General features: G+C 47.6%; 14 protein-coding genes. 4 read left to right on the top strand and 10 right to left on the bottom strand.

The window, feature by feature from the left end; translation table 11 throughout:
* Window positions 1-21: 21 nt before the first annotated feature.
* The 8 genes from MKY97_RS24765 to MKY97_RS24800 form a co-directional block, all read right to left on the bottom strand.
* On the bottom strand, window positions 22-1785 hold the full coding sequence (locus MKY97_RS24765) for a HAMP domain-containing sensor histidine kinase (RefSeq protein WP_342552866.1): 1764 nt from the start codon (window positions 1783-1785) through the stop codon (window positions 22-24).
* Window positions 1782-2462, bottom strand: coding sequence for a response regulator transcription factor (locus MKY97_RS24770; RefSeq protein ID WP_342552867.1), 681 nt, complete (start codon window positions 2460-2462; stop codon window positions 1782-1784). Before MKY97_RS24770 ends, MKY97_RS24765 begins: the two co-directional genes overlap by 4 nt.
* A gap of 295 nt (window positions 2463-2757) precedes the next feature.
* Window positions 2758-3570, bottom strand: coding sequence for a bifunctional hydroxymethylpyrimidine kinase/phosphomethylpyrimidine kinase (thiD, locus tag MKY97_RS24775; RefSeq protein ID WP_342552868.1), 813 nt, complete (start codon window positions 3568-3570; stop codon window positions 2758-2760).
* A gap of 118 nt (window positions 3571-3688) precedes the next feature.
* Complete coding sequence (locus MKY97_RS24780) at window positions 3689-4396, bottom strand: ABC transporter permease (protein WP_342552869.1); 708 nt, start codon at window positions 4394-4396, stop codon at window positions 3689-3691.
* Window positions 4380-5303, bottom strand: coding sequence for an ABC transporter ATP-binding protein (locus tag MKY97_RS24785; protein ID WP_342552870.1), 924 nt, complete (start codon window positions 5301-5303; stop codon window positions 4380-4382). The genes MKY97_RS24780 and MKY97_RS24785 overlap by 17 nt, the downstream gene beginning before the upstream one ends.
* 296 nt (window positions 5304-5599) lie before the next feature.
* Window positions 5600-6532 (bottom strand): sensor histidine kinase, encoded by a 933-nt coding sequence (locus MKY97_RS24790; RefSeq protein WP_342556446.1) that lies wholly within the window; start codon window positions 6530-6532, stop codon window positions 5600-5602.
* Window positions 6533-6537: 5 nt separating this feature from the next.
* The gene (locus MKY97_RS24795) at window positions 6538-7254 is read right to left on the bottom strand and encodes a response regulator transcription factor (RefSeq protein WP_342552871.1); all 717 of its coding nucleotides are present in this window, start codon (window positions 7252-7254) and stop codon (window positions 6538-6540) included.
* A gap of 210 nt (window positions 7255-7464) precedes the next feature.
* Window positions 7465-8349: a DegV family protein gene (locus MKY97_RS24800; RefSeq protein ID WP_342552872.1), complete on the bottom strand. Its 885-nt coding sequence runs from the start codon at window positions 8347-8349 to the stop codon at window positions 7465-7467.
* Window positions 8350-8617: 268 nt separating this feature from the next.
* On the opposite strand from MKY97_RS24800, the gene MKY97_RS24805 reads away from it, so the two are divergent.
* From MKY97_RS24805 to MKY97_RS24820, 4 genes are all read left to right on the top strand, one after another.
* Window positions 8618-9394: an ABC-2 family transporter protein gene (locus MKY97_RS24805; RefSeq protein ID WP_342552873.1), complete on the top strand. Its 777-nt coding sequence runs from the start codon at window positions 8618-8620 to the stop codon at window positions 9392-9394.
* Window positions 9391-10191 (top strand): ABC-2 family transporter protein, encoded by an 801-nt coding sequence (locus tag MKY97_RS24810; protein WP_342552874.1) that lies wholly within the window; start codon window positions 9391-9393, stop codon window positions 10189-10191. The genes MKY97_RS24805 and MKY97_RS24810 overlap by 4 nt, the downstream gene beginning before the upstream one ends.
* Before the next feature lie 63 nt (window positions 10192-10254).
* Complete coding sequence (locus MKY97_RS24815; RefSeq protein WP_342556447.1) at window positions 10255-11223, top strand: ATP-binding cassette domain-containing protein; 969 nt, start codon at window positions 10255-10257, stop codon at window positions 11221-11223.
* Window positions 11224-11329: 106 nt separating this feature from the next.
* Entirely contained in the window at window positions 11330-12007 is a 678-nt protein-coding gene (locus MKY97_RS24820) for a succinylglutamate desuccinylase/aspartoacylase family protein (RefSeq protein ID WP_342552875.1), read from the top strand.
* Window positions 12008-12271: 264 nt separating this feature from the next.
* Here MKY97_RS24820 and MKY97_RS24825 read toward each other — a convergent pair whose 3' ends face one another.
* Together MKY97_RS24825 and MKY97_RS24830 are read right to left on the bottom strand one after the other, a co-directional pair.
* Complete coding sequence (locus tag MKY97_RS24825) at window positions 12272-15142, bottom strand: S-layer homology domain-containing protein (RefSeq protein WP_342552876.1); 2871 nt, start codon at window positions 15140-15142, stop codon at window positions 12272-12274.
* Window positions 15143-15704: 562 nt separating this feature from the next.
* Complete coding sequence (locus MKY97_RS24830) at window positions 15705-16097, bottom strand: MerR family transcriptional regulator (protein WP_342556448.1); 393 nt, start codon at window positions 16095-16097, stop codon at window positions 15705-15707.
* Window positions 16098-16116: the final 19 nt, after the last annotated feature.

A 16116-nucleotide genomic window follows, 5' to 3' on the forward strand; every position in this document is an offset into this window, starting at 1 on the left:
AAGATTTAACTTCCTTTCATACTAGGCTTTAGGAAATGTAATATAAAAACGTACGCCATCCGGTGTATTCTCCACACCATAACCACACCCGTGCAGATCCAGAATCTGCTTCGCAATGGCCAGGCCCAGCCCGGTCCCTCCCATTTTGCGATTGCGCGAACGTTCTACACGGTAGAACCTCTCCCATATATACTGACGTTCTTCTTCCGCAATATGTTCACCTTTATTTTCAATCGTAACGTGGACAGATCCTTCATGTCTGCTAATCTCAATCATTATATCGGTTTGCGGAACCGCGTGACGTATAGCATTCATCATAATATTATAAAATACCTGCTCCAGCTTGCTTCGGTCGCCTTCAACGGTCTGCTCCGTTGTGGAAACAAGCACAACTTCAAGTCCTTTACCTTTCAGCTGAGGTCCGAGACGCCCGGTAATATCTTCAATCATATCTGCCAGGGCAATCGCTCCTGTATTCAGCTGAATCGCAGCAGATTCAAGTCTCACCAGATCCAGCATCTCTTCAACCATCGTCTCCATCTTGACAGCTTCGTCTACAATGACTTCAATGTAGCGTTCTCGCTTGTTTTCACTTACGCCGTCTTTCAGCCCTTCCGAATATCCCTTAATAATGCTGATAGGCGTCTTGAGTTCATGAGAGGCATCGGCAAAAAACTTACGCTGACGCTGTTCAATCTGCTGCTTCATTTCCATATCGGTACGCATCTGTTCATTGGCCTGTCTAAGTTCCTCCAATGTTTGACCAAGTGTACCTGATAATGCATTCAGACTATCGGAAAGGCTGCCAATCTCATCCTTGCGCCGGATCGGTGATTTCACCGTGAAATCCAGCGTGGACATCTTCTTGGCCACATGATTCAGAGCAAGAAGCGGCTTTGTAATAATTCGAGACAGCAGCAGCGCAAGCAGCAGAATCAAAACAAAAGCACCAATGCCGAAGTATCCATAAAATAAACGAGTCGCTTCATTCGCTTCCCGCATCTCCTGAAGTGAGGTGAGAGAAAAAATCAACTGCTGCTCTGAACCGGCACGATGCACCGGAGCAATCGTAATCACATTGCGGACACCGCTCCAGCCGTCCGTCCATTCCTCATTAATCATGTTACCGTTAGACAGCGTCTGCTGATCTTCCGATGACAATGGGAACCGGCTTTCGAGAGCCTGCACAAGCAGTCCTTGCCGCTGACTCCAGGTCGCGAGGTCAGGCAGCACAACCTCTGTTAATACCCCGGTCCATTCCTGAACCGGCAGCAGTGATTCCTGAAAGGTCTCCGTTCCCCATGCGGCAGAAGCCGCATCCTGAATTTTGAATGGGTATACCATCGGTTCAGGTTGATCCAGATTGCCGGATGGCCCCTTTACGGTGAGTTTTTGCCCAAACTTCAGATGAGACCTGATCCAGCCTGCGTTCTCACTATTAATGAACAGAGATAGGGAAACCTTCACACGCTTGCCGTCTTCCTGAAGAAGTGTAATGTGAAAGGGATCATCTACCAGTTTGCCTGTATTCGTCAAAATAACGAGATGGGACTGATTCTGGCGCATGAACCTGCCTGTTTCTTTGGCAAGCTGCAGATCATTCCAGTGGCTCGCGGAATACTGCTGTTCAAACTTGGACAGTTTCTTTTTCATACTTGTGATCTTCTGATGCTGGTAAAAATCGGGGAACCAGATCAGCTGGGCAAGTACCGTTGTTCCGTACAGCAGGAGCAGGAACCCGGCCATGACCAGAAACAGCTTCATCGTTACGCCGTTTCTTCTCATGCCTCCGCCTCAAAACGATATCCTGTACCAATCACGGTCCGAATGCACTTGGCTTCATCCCCCAATTTGCTGCGGAGTTTCTTGATATGTGTGTCCACCACTCGGGAATCACCTTCAAAGTCAAATCCCCATACCCGATTCAATATCGCTTCCCGCGATAGGACAATACCTGCATTCCGAGCGAGATAGAGAAGCAGCTCATATTCCTTTGGTGCAAGCTCCACCTCGGCCCCGTCTCTCTCTATACGTTTGGCCCAAGGATCAAGAGTGACCCCGCCAAAGCGGATCGCCCCCTGCTCACGTCCTACCGCGCCTTCCACACGTTTCATCAATGTCTCCGCCCGCGCGACGAGAACCCGGGGACTGAACGGTTTGGTAACATAATCATCTACACCTAATTGAAAACCGTGGATTTTGTCATCATCCTCGGACTTTGCGGTGAGCATGATAATAGGTACGGCAGAAGTAGAGCGAATATGACCGCATAATGTCCAGCCATCCATTTCAGGCATTAATACATCCAGTATGACTAGATCCACCTGATGCAGCGCCAGCTGTTCCAGCGCCTGTACTCCATCCTCAGCTTCAATCACATGCCATTGTTCTTTTATAAAATAATCGGCCACAATCTCGCGAATGCGGCTTTCGTCTTCTACCAGAAGCACGGTTCTGATCATGACCGACTCTCCTTCTCGATTACTAAAGTTAACATACCTGCTTCATGTGTCGTTCATGTGTCCAGATGCATCCATATAAATCCAGATCCATTCAGAGATCTGCTTCACCATATATACGATTAATATATACCAAAAGTTACTATTTTTTATCAAAATGAGCATAAAAAAAGAAGCAGCCAACAGGCAGTACACTGTTTGTTGACCGCTCCTAAGATGAAATTCCGGATATGCTTATTAAAAGCATACGCTGCGCTGCAGGCCGTCCTGTGAAGAACAGGCTCATTGTGAACGATGATTAACGTTGGTGCTCCAAACGATGTGCAGCATGCAGTGTAGGACCAACAAAGCGGTTCAACGGGAACCCGCCAGCAATCGCTTTGGTAATAAACGCTTTTCCTTCACGTACAGCCTCTTTCACCGATAGGCCACGAGCCAAACCTGCCGTAATCGCAGCGGAGGTTGTGCATCCTGCACCATGTGTATACCCGGAGCCGACAACATCAGCCTCAAACCATTCAACGTTTGTTCCGTCATAGAGCAAGTCCATCGCTTTACCCGGGTTAATTACACCGCGGTCTTTGATCAGAACATGCTTGGCACCATGAGCATGAATGGCAGCTGCGGCGGCTTCCATCTGCTCTTTGGAACGAATCGGACCGCTCTTCGCCAGTTGGGAAGCTTCAAACAGATTTGGTGTGACGAGGTCTGCCCCCGGCAGTAAAAACTCGATCATCGCTTCTGTATTTTCCGGCTGCAGCACTTCATCCGTGCCTTTGCAGACCATAACCGGATCGATAACGATCTGCGGGAGACCGCTGCGGCGAATATGTTTGGCGACAAGCTCAATAATATCAACAGAACCAAGCATGCCTGTCTTCATGGCGTCAAAGCCAATGCCGTCCAGAACAGTACGAAGCTGAGCTTCGACCACATTCAACTCTACAGGGAAGACCTGGTGATCCCATGTTTCAGGTTCCATCGCAACAACCGTTGTTAATACGGTCATTCCGTATACACCCAGCTCCTGGAATGTTTTTAAATCCGCTTGAATACCAGCACCGCCGCTCGTATCTGAACCTGCGATGGTCAATGTTTTAGGAATCGTCATGGTCGTTCTAATCTCCTTCGTGTTTCAGTTGACACTATCCTATCCCTTGTACGTGCGGATGTCAATGGCATGTCAAGCCATGCAGCGCGTGGTTTTCAGAAGGAAAAGAAGTTATGTCTTAATTCACATCTTTGGTCTCCAGCCGTACCATGGAAAGTGCAGCAATCCATAATCCTATCGCTCCTAAGGTCAACGGAATAACGATGATATCGTTGAGCGACATTGTAGGGCCGCCGAAACCGGAGCACACAATGAAAACAAGGAGAACCGAAGCAACCATTGTAGTTGTTACCGAATGCTTGCGCATACCGAAGAATAGGGGAATCAGAGCCATCGCAGCTGCAGAGAGTGAACTGATCGTGTATTTAAGCACCAGCTGCCCCAACGCTGCCGACCCCAGCGGCTCGGTAATAAAGCCATAATATTGATTCGCAGCCAGCAGAAGAGTCCCCATCAGAATATCTGTAAACATAATCATTGCGAAAGTAAATATAAATACCAGTATTAACTTTGCAGCGATAATTTTATGCCGCTTGATCGGATAGGTGAACATGACATTCATCGTTTTGTCCCGGTACTCACTAATGATTAATTTGGATATCAGGGAACCTGCGAATATGATAAATACCGCTCGGGCAATGGTATCAATCAGGATGAAGGCGTCATGGTAATTCGCCAGGACGTAATCTGCAGCCCCTCGTTCTGTAATGCCAATCAGGATAATGAATAGAAGAATGCTGATATTGGCGATACCCACACCCACAAAATTACGGGCAAAGCGGTGCTTGCGCCATTCCAGACGGATAAGTTTAAGCAGCGTCATCATCCCCTTTCATCAGACTCATAAAGTGCTCTTCCAGAGAATGCGATCGTTTGGATATCGACTCTACCGCAACACCGTGCTGGACCAACTTACTGTTGAGATCGGATGGGATAAGACCCGGATCATAAATACGCAGCGTCTGCTCATCTAACAGTTTGTAATTGTCCAGATGAAGCAAATGTTCTACTACGTAGGCAGCTTTGCGGGGATCCGCAGCCTGTACTTCAATGTAATCGGTGTGATTGCCGCGAATGCTTTCCATGGATACTTCCTCTACGAGCCTTCCATGACGGATGACGCCAATCGTGTCCGCAACCTGCTCCACTTCACCGAGTATGTGACTGGAGATGAGCATGGTAATACGATATTCTGTGCTTAACCTTTTGAAGAGTTCACGCATCTCTTTGATACCGACCGGGTCCAGCCCGTTGATCGGTTCATCCAGAATTAACAACTCGGGAGTCGTTATAAGTGCACGAGCCAGCCCAAGCCGCTGCTTCATACCGAGAGAGAAGTCCTTCACAGGTTTACTGCCCGCATCCTTCAAACCGACCATCTCCATATGTTTGCCAATCATTTGTTTGTTCGGGAAACCCATATACTCACAATGAAGGTCCAGATTCTCCCTAGCAGACAGTTTGTCATAGAAAAAGGGATACTCGATTATGCTGCCCATGCGTTTCAACAGTTCATATGAATTCGGGTTCAGCTTTTCGCCAAAAAGTTCGATCTCACCCGCTGTAGGTTTAACGAGATTGGTTAACATCTTCATTAATGTTGTTTTCCCTGCTCCGTTGGGGCCCAGAAATCCATAAATCTCGCCTTGTTTAATATTCATATGAACGCCGGATACAACCTCTGTCCCTTCGTACACCTTCGTTAGATTGATGGTCCGTGCAATATAACTCATCTGGCCATTCTCCTTTACGTCCCCTGCTCGGGTTCTTATATCTGTATTGTAAAGAAAAAAGTCTGCTTTTTTATTAATCAAATCTTACAAAAACCTTAAGTTGATACCCCACTAATTTACAAAGACACTTCGATGGCAGAATAATCGCCCCACATTGTATCTCCAGATTTTTTTTGATTCCCTCTAGAAAGGGAGAAATCAGGTGATAAGCATATGCTTCCGATGCTGATTTCTTTCAGAAAACTTTTCAGTGAACGCTCCGCTTTTCCAAGTTTTTCTGCTCGACATTTAACGTCCTACATCCCCTCTAACGTAAAGGAAAATACGGTACGCTGATGCGGCACGCTGTGCAGGTCAATACGTCCGCCCATTCGTTCTACCAGCCGCTTCGTGATTGTCAAGCCCAAGCCGCTGCCCTGATACATCCGATTACGGGAATCCTCCAGCGTATACATTCGCTCAAAGACACGGCTGTGCTCTTTTTCGGGAATGCCTTTCCCCCGATCCCATACTTGAATTGTAACCGGCCCCTCTTTACGGTTTAGTATCGATATTCCCAGCACTTTCCCGTCGGCTCCATATTTCATGGCATTCGTAATTAGGTTATCCATCACCCGATCCAACGCTTCTTCGTTCCCCCTTACAAATACGTCCTGTTCAGGGATGTCCAGTTCGACATGCAGTCCCAGCTTCGTAAGCAATTCATAAAACGATAACATTTTCACCCGGCACAGTTCGCTGATGTTCACACGACTTACTTCCAGCTCACGGTCTCCGGATTCAAGCTTGGCGAGGTCAAAAAAGGAATGAATTAACCGCAGCACTTCCTGTGCCTTATCTTGTATTTTCTCCGTCATGACTCTCCGTTCTTCATCCGTCAGGGATGAGCTGTGCTGCAGCGTTTCACTATAGCCGAGTACAACCGTAAGCGGGGTCTTCAGATCATGTGAAATGTTGGAGAGCATATTACGCATCTCTTTCTCTTGGTTAGCATAATCAGCCTTAGCCAGATGGGCATGCTCAAGCAGTCGGTTCATGTCATTTAACAACCTGCTTATCTGCGCGTCGCTATCAAACACCAGCAAACGTTCAAACGTACCCTGCTCCAGAATCCCTGATACTTTGTTATGGATGTAGCTCAGGTGCGTACTGCGTTTACGCAGCCTCAGCCCAAGCAAGGCAGCTATACATACAAGCAGCACTGTAGACAAAGAAAGGAGCCAAAGCATAATGATCATACCTGTTCCGCCTCCAGCTTATATCCGATCCCCCATAATGTCTTGATGTAACGTGGAGCGGAAGGATCAACCTCCAGCTTTTCCCGCAAGCGGCGCATATGTACGTTAATAATATTTTCGTCTCCGTAGTAATGATCATTCCAGACGGATGCATAGATCTGTGCCTTTGTGAACACCTTGCCGGGATGAGTTACAAGCAATTTTAAAATACCGAACTCTTTGGACGTCAGCTTAATTGGCTCCCCTTCGCGTTCTACTTCGTACGTCTCTATATCCACGACAAGTCCGCCGATCGTTATCCGCTGATGAGGTGCAGTTTCTTCGGCGGGCTGGGCTGTATAATTGGCTCTTCGGATCGCTGCTTTGATGCGAGCCGTAAGCTCGATCAGCGAGAACGGTTTACTCAAGTAATCGTCAGCGCCAAAACCGAGACCCAGCGCTTTGTCCACCTCTCCGTCTTTCGCCGAAAGAATAAGTACGGGCACCAAACTGCTGGCGCGAATCGTCTGCAGCACATCCATCCCGCTGCGATGGGGCAGCATCAGATCAAGAATAATCAGATCAAAACAAGGCTTCGTCTCTTTGAACAGCTGCTCTGCCTCCAAACCGTCATAAGCATATGTAAGGTCGAAGCCCTCTTTTTCCAAATAAGGTCCAACCATCTCACTAATCGAGCGGTCGTCTTCAACAAGCAGCAAACGGTGACTTGACATCAACTTCCCTCCGATATAAAAGATTTTCTATGAAGCTGTTCTATAAGACCGTTTTCTTCATTACCTCACAGTTTGCTGAAATTGGCAATGACCTATCAAAAAAACCTGACCAAACAGGCACTTGGGCTTCAAGTGTGCTCGATCAGGTTTGTTTATGATTAATTATTTTGCTTACTCGCTTATGAATATCAATCCAGATTCGTTGGGTGCCTATGCATGCTCACTGCGAATCCAGCACAATCCGATTGTGCCCGCTCCAGCATGAATGCTGACTACCGGAATGAACGGCATAATTTCTGTTTTTAAACGTGGGAGCAGTTCCGAAATCTGCTGTCTGATCGTATGGGCTTCCTCTTGATTGTTTGCATGCATAATGCATACATGTTTGACTTTCTCCACGTCTTTCTTCAGCATCTCAAGCATGCGCTCCTTGGTACGTTTGAAGGTGCGAATTTTCTCGTTAACGACGACTTTGCCCTCTTCAAATCGAAGCAGCAGATGGATTTTGAGCAGTTGGCTGATGATCAGTTGTGTTCCTGTCACACGCCCGCTGCGGTGAAGGTTCTGAAGGCTGGCAGGAATCAGATAAAAAGACATCTGTTCAATCATCTGCTCAATATTGGATTTAATCTCGGCAGCTGAATATCCCTGCTTCTGCCACTCCAGGCCCTGCATAATCATCTCGCGAAGAGGATAGGCTCCTGCCCTCGAATCAATTGCGGTAACCGTCACGCCTGCAATCTCCGCAGCCTGCATTGAGGTGTGGAGCGTTCCGCTAAGTTCCGTGGAGCAGTGTATCGTAATAATCTCATCGTACTGATCCTTAATGGACTCATACAGTTCAATGAATTCGCCAATCGGCGGCTGTGAACTGCTTGCGCGCGAAGAAGCATCCAGCTTCTCGTAGAATATGTCGGACGAGATCTCCTCGGTTTCCCGGTAACATTCCTCGCCAAATACGATGCGCAGCGGCACGATATAGATATGATTTTGCTCCGCAAAAGCGGAATCCAGTGTACTGGTGCTGTCGGTGACCCATGCAATTTTCTTCATGACATCCTTCTCTCTTGCCGGATTGTTCGTGCTGGTAATCATCTACCCATCGTCAGGCACATGCCCGGCGGTTATTTTAAATTTGAATAAACACAATTGTAACCGCTTGTGGTTTTACCTCTTCATTATAAAGGAATTCTTCCCTGCCTGTCTTGTGGCGCATTCATGAACAACCCCTAAGATTCCAGTATTCTCTAAAAAAATGTCTTGCCTGTGAAGGAATATATTGGTATGCTGTTGTCCTTCTCTCTTTTTCGCCTTGACTGAAGTGAACGGGTCCGCCGTTCAATCCACTTATCGGAGGTGTCATATGCTTTATCTTACGCTCGCTTCCAAAGCCTACGCCCGAAACCTGCAATATCGCGGGGCACACATGGTACACAACCTGGCAAGCGCCATGTTTGGTTACATGTATGCTTGTCTCTGGATCGGCATCGGGGCCGATCATCAGCTCGGAGAATACGGGGTACAGGGAATGATCGGTTACATCGCCTTCACGCAATCGTCACTCTGGATCTCGGGTTTCCTGACGAACGGACTGGGCATTCCGCTTAGTGTCAGGACAGGGCAGATTGCGCTGGACCTCATGCGTCCCGTTCATCTGTTCACCCACCTGATGGCACGTGAATGGGGGCAGATCGCCTACCAATTCGTGTACAAAAGCCTGCCGATCTACCTGCTCTACTCTCTCGTTTTTTCCCTAAAATGGCCTTCGGAGGCCGCTGCAATAGGCTGGTCCGCACTTGCACTTGCTGGCGCAGCATACTTATCCATCTGTATGAACTACATCATCGGCGCAACCTCTATGTGGACTACGGAATCGTCCTGGCTTCACTGGGCTAATCATGCTCTGATGAACCTGATGGCCGGTTTCTTCATCCCGCTTGAATGGCTTCCAACATGGCTGGAACAACTGGCCTGGCTGTCTCCTTATCCATTTTTACTCTATGTTCCCACCCGAATTTATCTTGGTTTTGAAGATGGCTCCCTGCTGTGGGGAACCCTGCTTTGGTGTGTGTTCATGACACTGCTCTGTCTTGCCATTACCAAAGTGTTACGTCGTAAAGTGGAGGTGCAGGGCGGATGAAGCCAATTTCCTGGTTCCACTTATATAAAATACTCATTCGAACCAGCATCCGCAGCCGGATGCAGTACAAGTTTAATTTCGTGCTGGGGTCTATTCTCGCCGCACTTATTCAAATCTCCGAGTTTCTGATGGTCGCACTGGTGCTGCACAAGTTTGGCGCAATCCAGGGCTGGTCGCTGCATGAAATCGGTTACCTCTTCGCCATTATGACGTTATCCAAAACGCTGTACCGTACATTCGGTAATGAGGTGCATCATCTGGAGAAATATTTGGTAGGTGGTGAGCTGGATCAACTGCTGACACGACCGATGCCAGTCCTGCTTGCACTGATGCCGCAAAATTTCCGCATTATGATCGGTGAAGTGCTTCAGGGCGGATTCATTCTGTGCTGGTCGCTGGCGGGCATGATGCACAGCGGGCAGATCGGCTGGACGGTCATCCCACTCTCTCTGTTTATTATTGTAACGGGAGCCATTATTCTTTTTTCCATCGGACTCGCTACAGCGACTCTTGGTTTCTGGACGACGCGTATCGAGGAGCTGCAGGTCATTACAGAGGATGCCGCCCGCACAGCGGCTCAATATCCACTCACTCTCTATCCCAAATGGATGTCCAGCCTCCTGCTGACTGCGATTCCCGTTGGATTCGTGAACTACATTCCCTCTCTCTACCTGCTGCGCGGTGAAGGCGGTGTATGGGTGCTGGCCGTCATTGCTACGGTAGCAGTGACATGTTTAGCTGCCAGTTTGCGATTCTGGGCGTTCGGCATGACCAAATACCAAAGTACGGGTAGTTAGAGAAGCTCTATACATTGAACGATTTATTTATACATTAACGGAGGAGGCGAAATACACATGAATATGATTACGGCACGCAACCTGCATAAACAATTCAAAACCCCTGTTGTGCGGGAAGGCCGCTTCTCGGGGGTACGCACCTTGTTCTCACGTCAGTATGTGACCAAAGAAGCGGTGCGTGATATCAGCTTTGATATCCGGCAGGGGGAATTTGTAGGTTACATTGGCCCCAATGGAGCTGGCAAATCCACCACGATCAAAATGCTGACAGGCATTCTTCACCCCACGGGGGGTGAGGTGCTGCTTGGCGGGATGAATCCGCATGAGGTACGGCGCAGGACGGTTCGCCAACTCGGGGTCGTATTTGGACAGCGAAGTCAGCTCTGGTGGGACTTACCGGTGAAGGATTCGTATGATATTTTGGCAGAGATGTACGGCGTGAGTCCGGAGGTCAAAAAGAAACGGCTGTCCCAGTTCGCCGAACTGCTGGATCTTGAATCATTCTGGGCGACTCCGGTTCGCAAGCTTTCCCTCGGGCAGCGCATGCGGGCCGATCTGGCAGCGTCCATGCTGCATGATCCCGAACTGCTTTTTCTTGACGAACCCACGATTGGGCTGGATGTGAATGCGAAGCGGAATATTCGCCAGTTTCTGCGCACATTAAATGAAGAGTTTGGCAAAACCATTCTGCTCACCACCCACGATATGGATGATATCGAACAGCTGTGCAGCCGTGTCATGGTCATTAATCATGGGCAGCTGACGTATGACGGTACAATCTCCTCCCTACGGGATACGATCGGCCTTCCTACCATGATTCGTGTCGCCTTCCGAAAACAGGTTCAGCTGCCGAACACGCTGCCTTCTGCCATTCAGGTTACAAGCATGGACGACCGGGTGCTGACTGCATTGGTGAATCGGAAGGAGTGGCGTACGATGGACATTCTGAAGGAACTGGAGCAGTGGGGAGAGATTGACGATATCGAGATGAAAGAACCGGACTTTGAGGATGTGATTCACAATGTATACTGATTAATCCAATGTCGGCCTATTTTATATTGAATCGGGATACAGGGCTGTTCGAACGCCGTTACAGGAAAGAGGGACATGACGTACTGTAATAGCGGAGGTGAGGGTCATGCTTGTGACCAGACATGTTCTTGCTGCCTCAAGCCCTTATGCTGTGCCTTATTACATTATACGCGGAACGAATCCCGGGCCCGTCATGATGATTACATCTGGAGTTCATGGCAATGAAACAGCGAGCATGGCCGCTGCGCAGAAACTTGCCGATGATTGTGCCGCAGGGCGGCGCGTGATCCATCGCGGAACGTTGATCATTGTGCCGAGAGTGAATCAGCAGGCATATATGAAGAAAATCAGAGGTAAACCCGACCTGAATCGTACCTTTCCCCGCCGCAAATCCGGCAAAGCCAAACATCCATTGGCAGCCGCTGTATTCCAGCTTGCACGCCAGCATCAGCCTGACTGGTGGCTTGATCTGCATGAAGCCAACGGCCTGTCCCAGCTCAGTCCACGCGTCCTCGGACAAACGCTGATCACCAACCCGGGCAGCTCTAGTGTTCCGGTCTGCCGCAGGATAATAGAACGCATGAACCGATCTATTTCGGTTCGCAAGCATCATTTTAATCTGAAGCGGCATGAGCTGCCGGGCTCCGCTCGTACCGCTGCTTCAAGGCTGCTCCAAGCGAAGTCTGTCACCGTTGAAACGTGCTGGAGCCTGAAACGCACGGCGCGCATCAAGTATCAGACAGAGATTGTGCATCACTTTCTGCGTGAAACCGGCATGACATAAGTGAAAAAACAAGAAAACACCTCCACAGCAGCACCCTGATGGTCGACATTCAGGATTCGCTTTGGAGGCGTTTTATTTTTGCGATAAACGCTGTGCTTTTATTTAGGGCGTGTCTTGAAACCCGCTGAAGTGCATCTTTTTCCCCCTTTTCGCACCCTGCTGCGTCACTTTCCCTTGACGTGCCCCGGCACGCCTGCGGTAAACTTCCTGGCATGGAACAAAAATTCGGCAAAATCTGCTCCCTTCAGCGTTTTCAGACACACCCTAGTCTACGAGTTGGACGAGATTATAAATCAACTGTGCAGCTTCTTCTCGGCTCAAGGAGCGTTTGGGCATAAACTTGTTCCCAGGGTATCCGTTCATAACGGACTCTTGGGTAACCAGTTTCACACTTTCTTTTGCCCAGCTTGCGACGTTGGTATGATCTTCGTATGAAACTGCAGACAACAACAATGATCCGTTTTTCAACAACACGTTAGACAGCATTACCGCCGCCTGTTCTCTTGAAATAACTTCATTCGGACGATAGGTATGGTCTGCAAAACCTTTCGTAATATCATTCTCGATTGCAGCATGCAGTTCTGACACATACCATGCTTTCGGATCGATATCTTTAAATGTTCCGGCATACGGAGATGAGGAGGTGTACCCGAGAGCACGATTTAAAAAGACAGCAAATTCGGCCCGGGTTACCTTTTTCTTGAGGCCAAATGTTCCATCTGAGTACCCTTTAGCGATTCCTTTGGAAGTCAGAAAAAGAATGGCTTCTTTGGCATAGCTTGTATCGATATCCGTATAGGTTTCCGATTTTGTTTCCTCTCGAGGAGTGACTTTAGTGCCCTCTTTTTCCGTTCCAGAACGATCTTCAGCTCCATGATCATTCTTTGCATTACCAGTAGTGGCGCCGCCGGAAGGACTGTTTCCAGAAGGCGAGCTGGCAGCTGCTCCACCTGTTTCCGTTCCAGGTGCTGACGGCGTTGTGCCGTTTCCATTCCCAGACCCTGAACCCGGTGTTGGTGTACTTCCTCCCCCATTACCTGGATCAACTACAGTTCCTGGCACTGTCGCACCGCTGCCATCAGCAGGAGTACTGATACTGATTCCTTCTCTGGCTACTACGGTTTCTGTTCCATCCGTGTTATGTACAACAGCAACGATATCATAGTTGTAGTTTCTGTTAGGGGACACGCCTGTCTCACTGAAATGCAGCCTGCCGTTGATTGGGGTAACAATACCTTCGTCACGTCTTACGTCAGCAGCAGCATTATAATAGGTTTGACGATAGGTCCCATCTTCTAGAGGGGTATAGACCGTTTGCGGATTACGCTCCACATACATCACAGCGCCATCCGTAACTTTGAAATCAAATGTAATCGTTCCTTCCAGCGGCTGTGCTGGCATGATAGCGATCGGCTTTGGCTTTGCTGCTGTTTTTACATGAATTACGTTTGACTCTAAAATGCCTGATTCATTACCTGCAACTACTTTATACGTATGACTTTCTTCCGGTTTCATATTGCTGTCTGTTATTGTTTTTATATTCAGTTTACCCGACCATACTTTATGGGTTTCATCCCGGAATACATCGTAATATGAAGCTCCTGCAACTTGATTCCAACCGAGGCTTACTTGATCGTGATAGATTCGATTCACTTCTAACTTCAGATTACCACTCGGTGCTTCACCTGGTACGGGTCTGCTCGGAATAGTTACTTTTTTTACTGCGGCTTCACCGCTTACTCCCTTCCTGATGGCGGCTATTTTATACGAGATGTCTCCTGATAAGCCTTCCAAATTTCCTATCCACCAAGTTTCCATAGGAACCCCAATAGTCATTCCATTCCTAGAGATTTCGTATTCTTCCGCTCCATCTACTGCATCCCAATCCAGGCGAACTTTGTTATATGTCAGCTCGGTCACTCGAACGTTTTCAGGATATGGAAGCCGTGGTGTAACTAATGTAGATGTACTCGCAGCAGCAGGATAACCGGATGAGTAATCATTCTTTGCAGTGACAGTATAATTGTACGCTTTACCTTCATCCAGATCCGTATCAATAAACGTCTTTAATGGACCTGTATAAATGATTAATTTTCCCCGCTTCAGCTCGTACTCAACAGCATGATCTACCTCATCCCAGGATAACTTAATGGAGTTGGTTTTGGGTACAACTTTAAAATGATCCGGTGCTGGCAATCTTTTGGTTACTCCAGTGATTCTACCCAGTTCGCCAAGTTTATTCGATGTCGTGTTATATCCATAAACATAGAGGGTATACGGAACATCTGGATTTAAATTGGTTATCGTATAAGTCGTGTCTGGTCCATCATATACATAGTCGTTGTTCTTTCTAACGTAATACTTATCAGCACCTTCGACAGCATCCCATGAAATTGTAATTGAATTCCAGGTTGAATCCACTCTCAAGTTTTTGGGAGCCGGTAGATTGTCTGGATCTTTAGTTTTGACAGTATCCGTTGATTTCCAGCTGACTCCGTATTCATTAACTGACCATATTTCTACCCTATACTGCTTATTGGGTGTTAACCCTTCGAGGGTGCAGGAAAGATCATTTCCTTCATAAACTTTTTCATTATCTACCGTAACGACATAGCCGGAAGCTCTCTCTGCTGCATTCCAACTTGCAGTAAGTGAAGTTTCATCTGTAGTGACATTAAAGTTCGTTGGTGCTGCAGGTTTTAGTCTCTCTTTGGTTTCCGCGACTATTGTTGATTTTTCACCCGGTGTACCTGCTTGATCAATGGCCCACACTGCGATTTCATATGATGTACCTGGAGGTGCGAACCTTTCGAAAATACGTTCTACACCTTCATATTCTTTGTTCCCGTCTACTGTTAACGCATACTTCTCTGCACCTTCTACTGCATCCCAAGTAACATGAATTTTTTCATCCGTTGTTTCTACAACTAAGTTGCCCGGTTTCGCAAGGGGTGCCTCTGCTGTATTCATGGTCTCGGATGGTTGATCTACGGAGGCCTGCATAGACACCGTTGTACTGACAGGATCTGTCCCCGCTGCGTTAACCCTGTCTCCCCCGACAAGCGCTGCACTGGATAAGAGCATGCTTGTTGATAAAAAAACAGCTAGAATTTTACGACATTTCATTCTCCTCATTCATTCGATCTCCTTTACCCTTAATCGCAATATAGGTCTTGCTTAAAGAACTTCATTTAGAAGTCCACATAAACTGAGATTGATATATCCCTTCTTAAGTTCACTTCTAAACTCTGAAATTATATGTATTTCCAACTCTAAACACTTACTCACTAGGTCCTAAATACCATCTAAAATTGTAATAAATAAGAACATATTACCACCCTCTCCCTCTTAGACATAGTAATTTATTACCATAACCTTAAAATTGGCACTCTATTTTGATCGTTAAGCGTACAACCCGCATCAAGGATCAGACAGAGATTGTGCATCACTTTCTGCGTGAAACCGGCATGACATAAGTGAAAAAACAAGAAAACACCTCCACAGCAGCACCCTGATGGTCGACATTCAGGATTCGCTTTGGAGGTGTTTTTTCACATCACATACTCCAGATGTTTTTGCCTACAGGCTCCAGAAAGATCAACATGCACTTACCTTATTCACCACCATTTCCTGCTCGTTACATACGACTTGTCTGCATTCAAGTCTGCTGTGCTCCTAAATAGAAAAAGAGCCGTGATTACGGCTCTCTCTTCTCTACTCTAAATGACTGAATATAGCTGTCGATATCGTCCTCTGGTGTAAGGAGCAATCCGGCCAAATTTTTCTGCATCTGTTCCAGATGATCGATGTGCTGTTGAATGTCGGCAATCCGTTCGCGGACAAGGGTTTTCAACGTCTCTTTCTCCATATCCTCATTACTCAGCAGCTGCAGAGTCTCCTGTATCTCTTTGAGCGAGTAACCGAGCATCTGTGCGTCTTTAATAAATTTGACTTTGACCAGATAATCCTCGGTGTACAACCGATATCCACTAGGAGATCGATGTGGAGCAGGCAGAATGCCGCTGTCCTCGTAGTATCGAAGTGTCGCCATACTTACTCCCGTTTTTTTAGCCAGCTGCCCTCTTGTCATCGTATGCACACCGATCTCC

Source organism: Paenibacillus sp. FSL R7-0652 (assembly GCF_038595045.1).
GTDB lineage: Bacteria > Bacillota > Bacilli > Paenibacillales > Paenibacillaceae > Paenibacillus.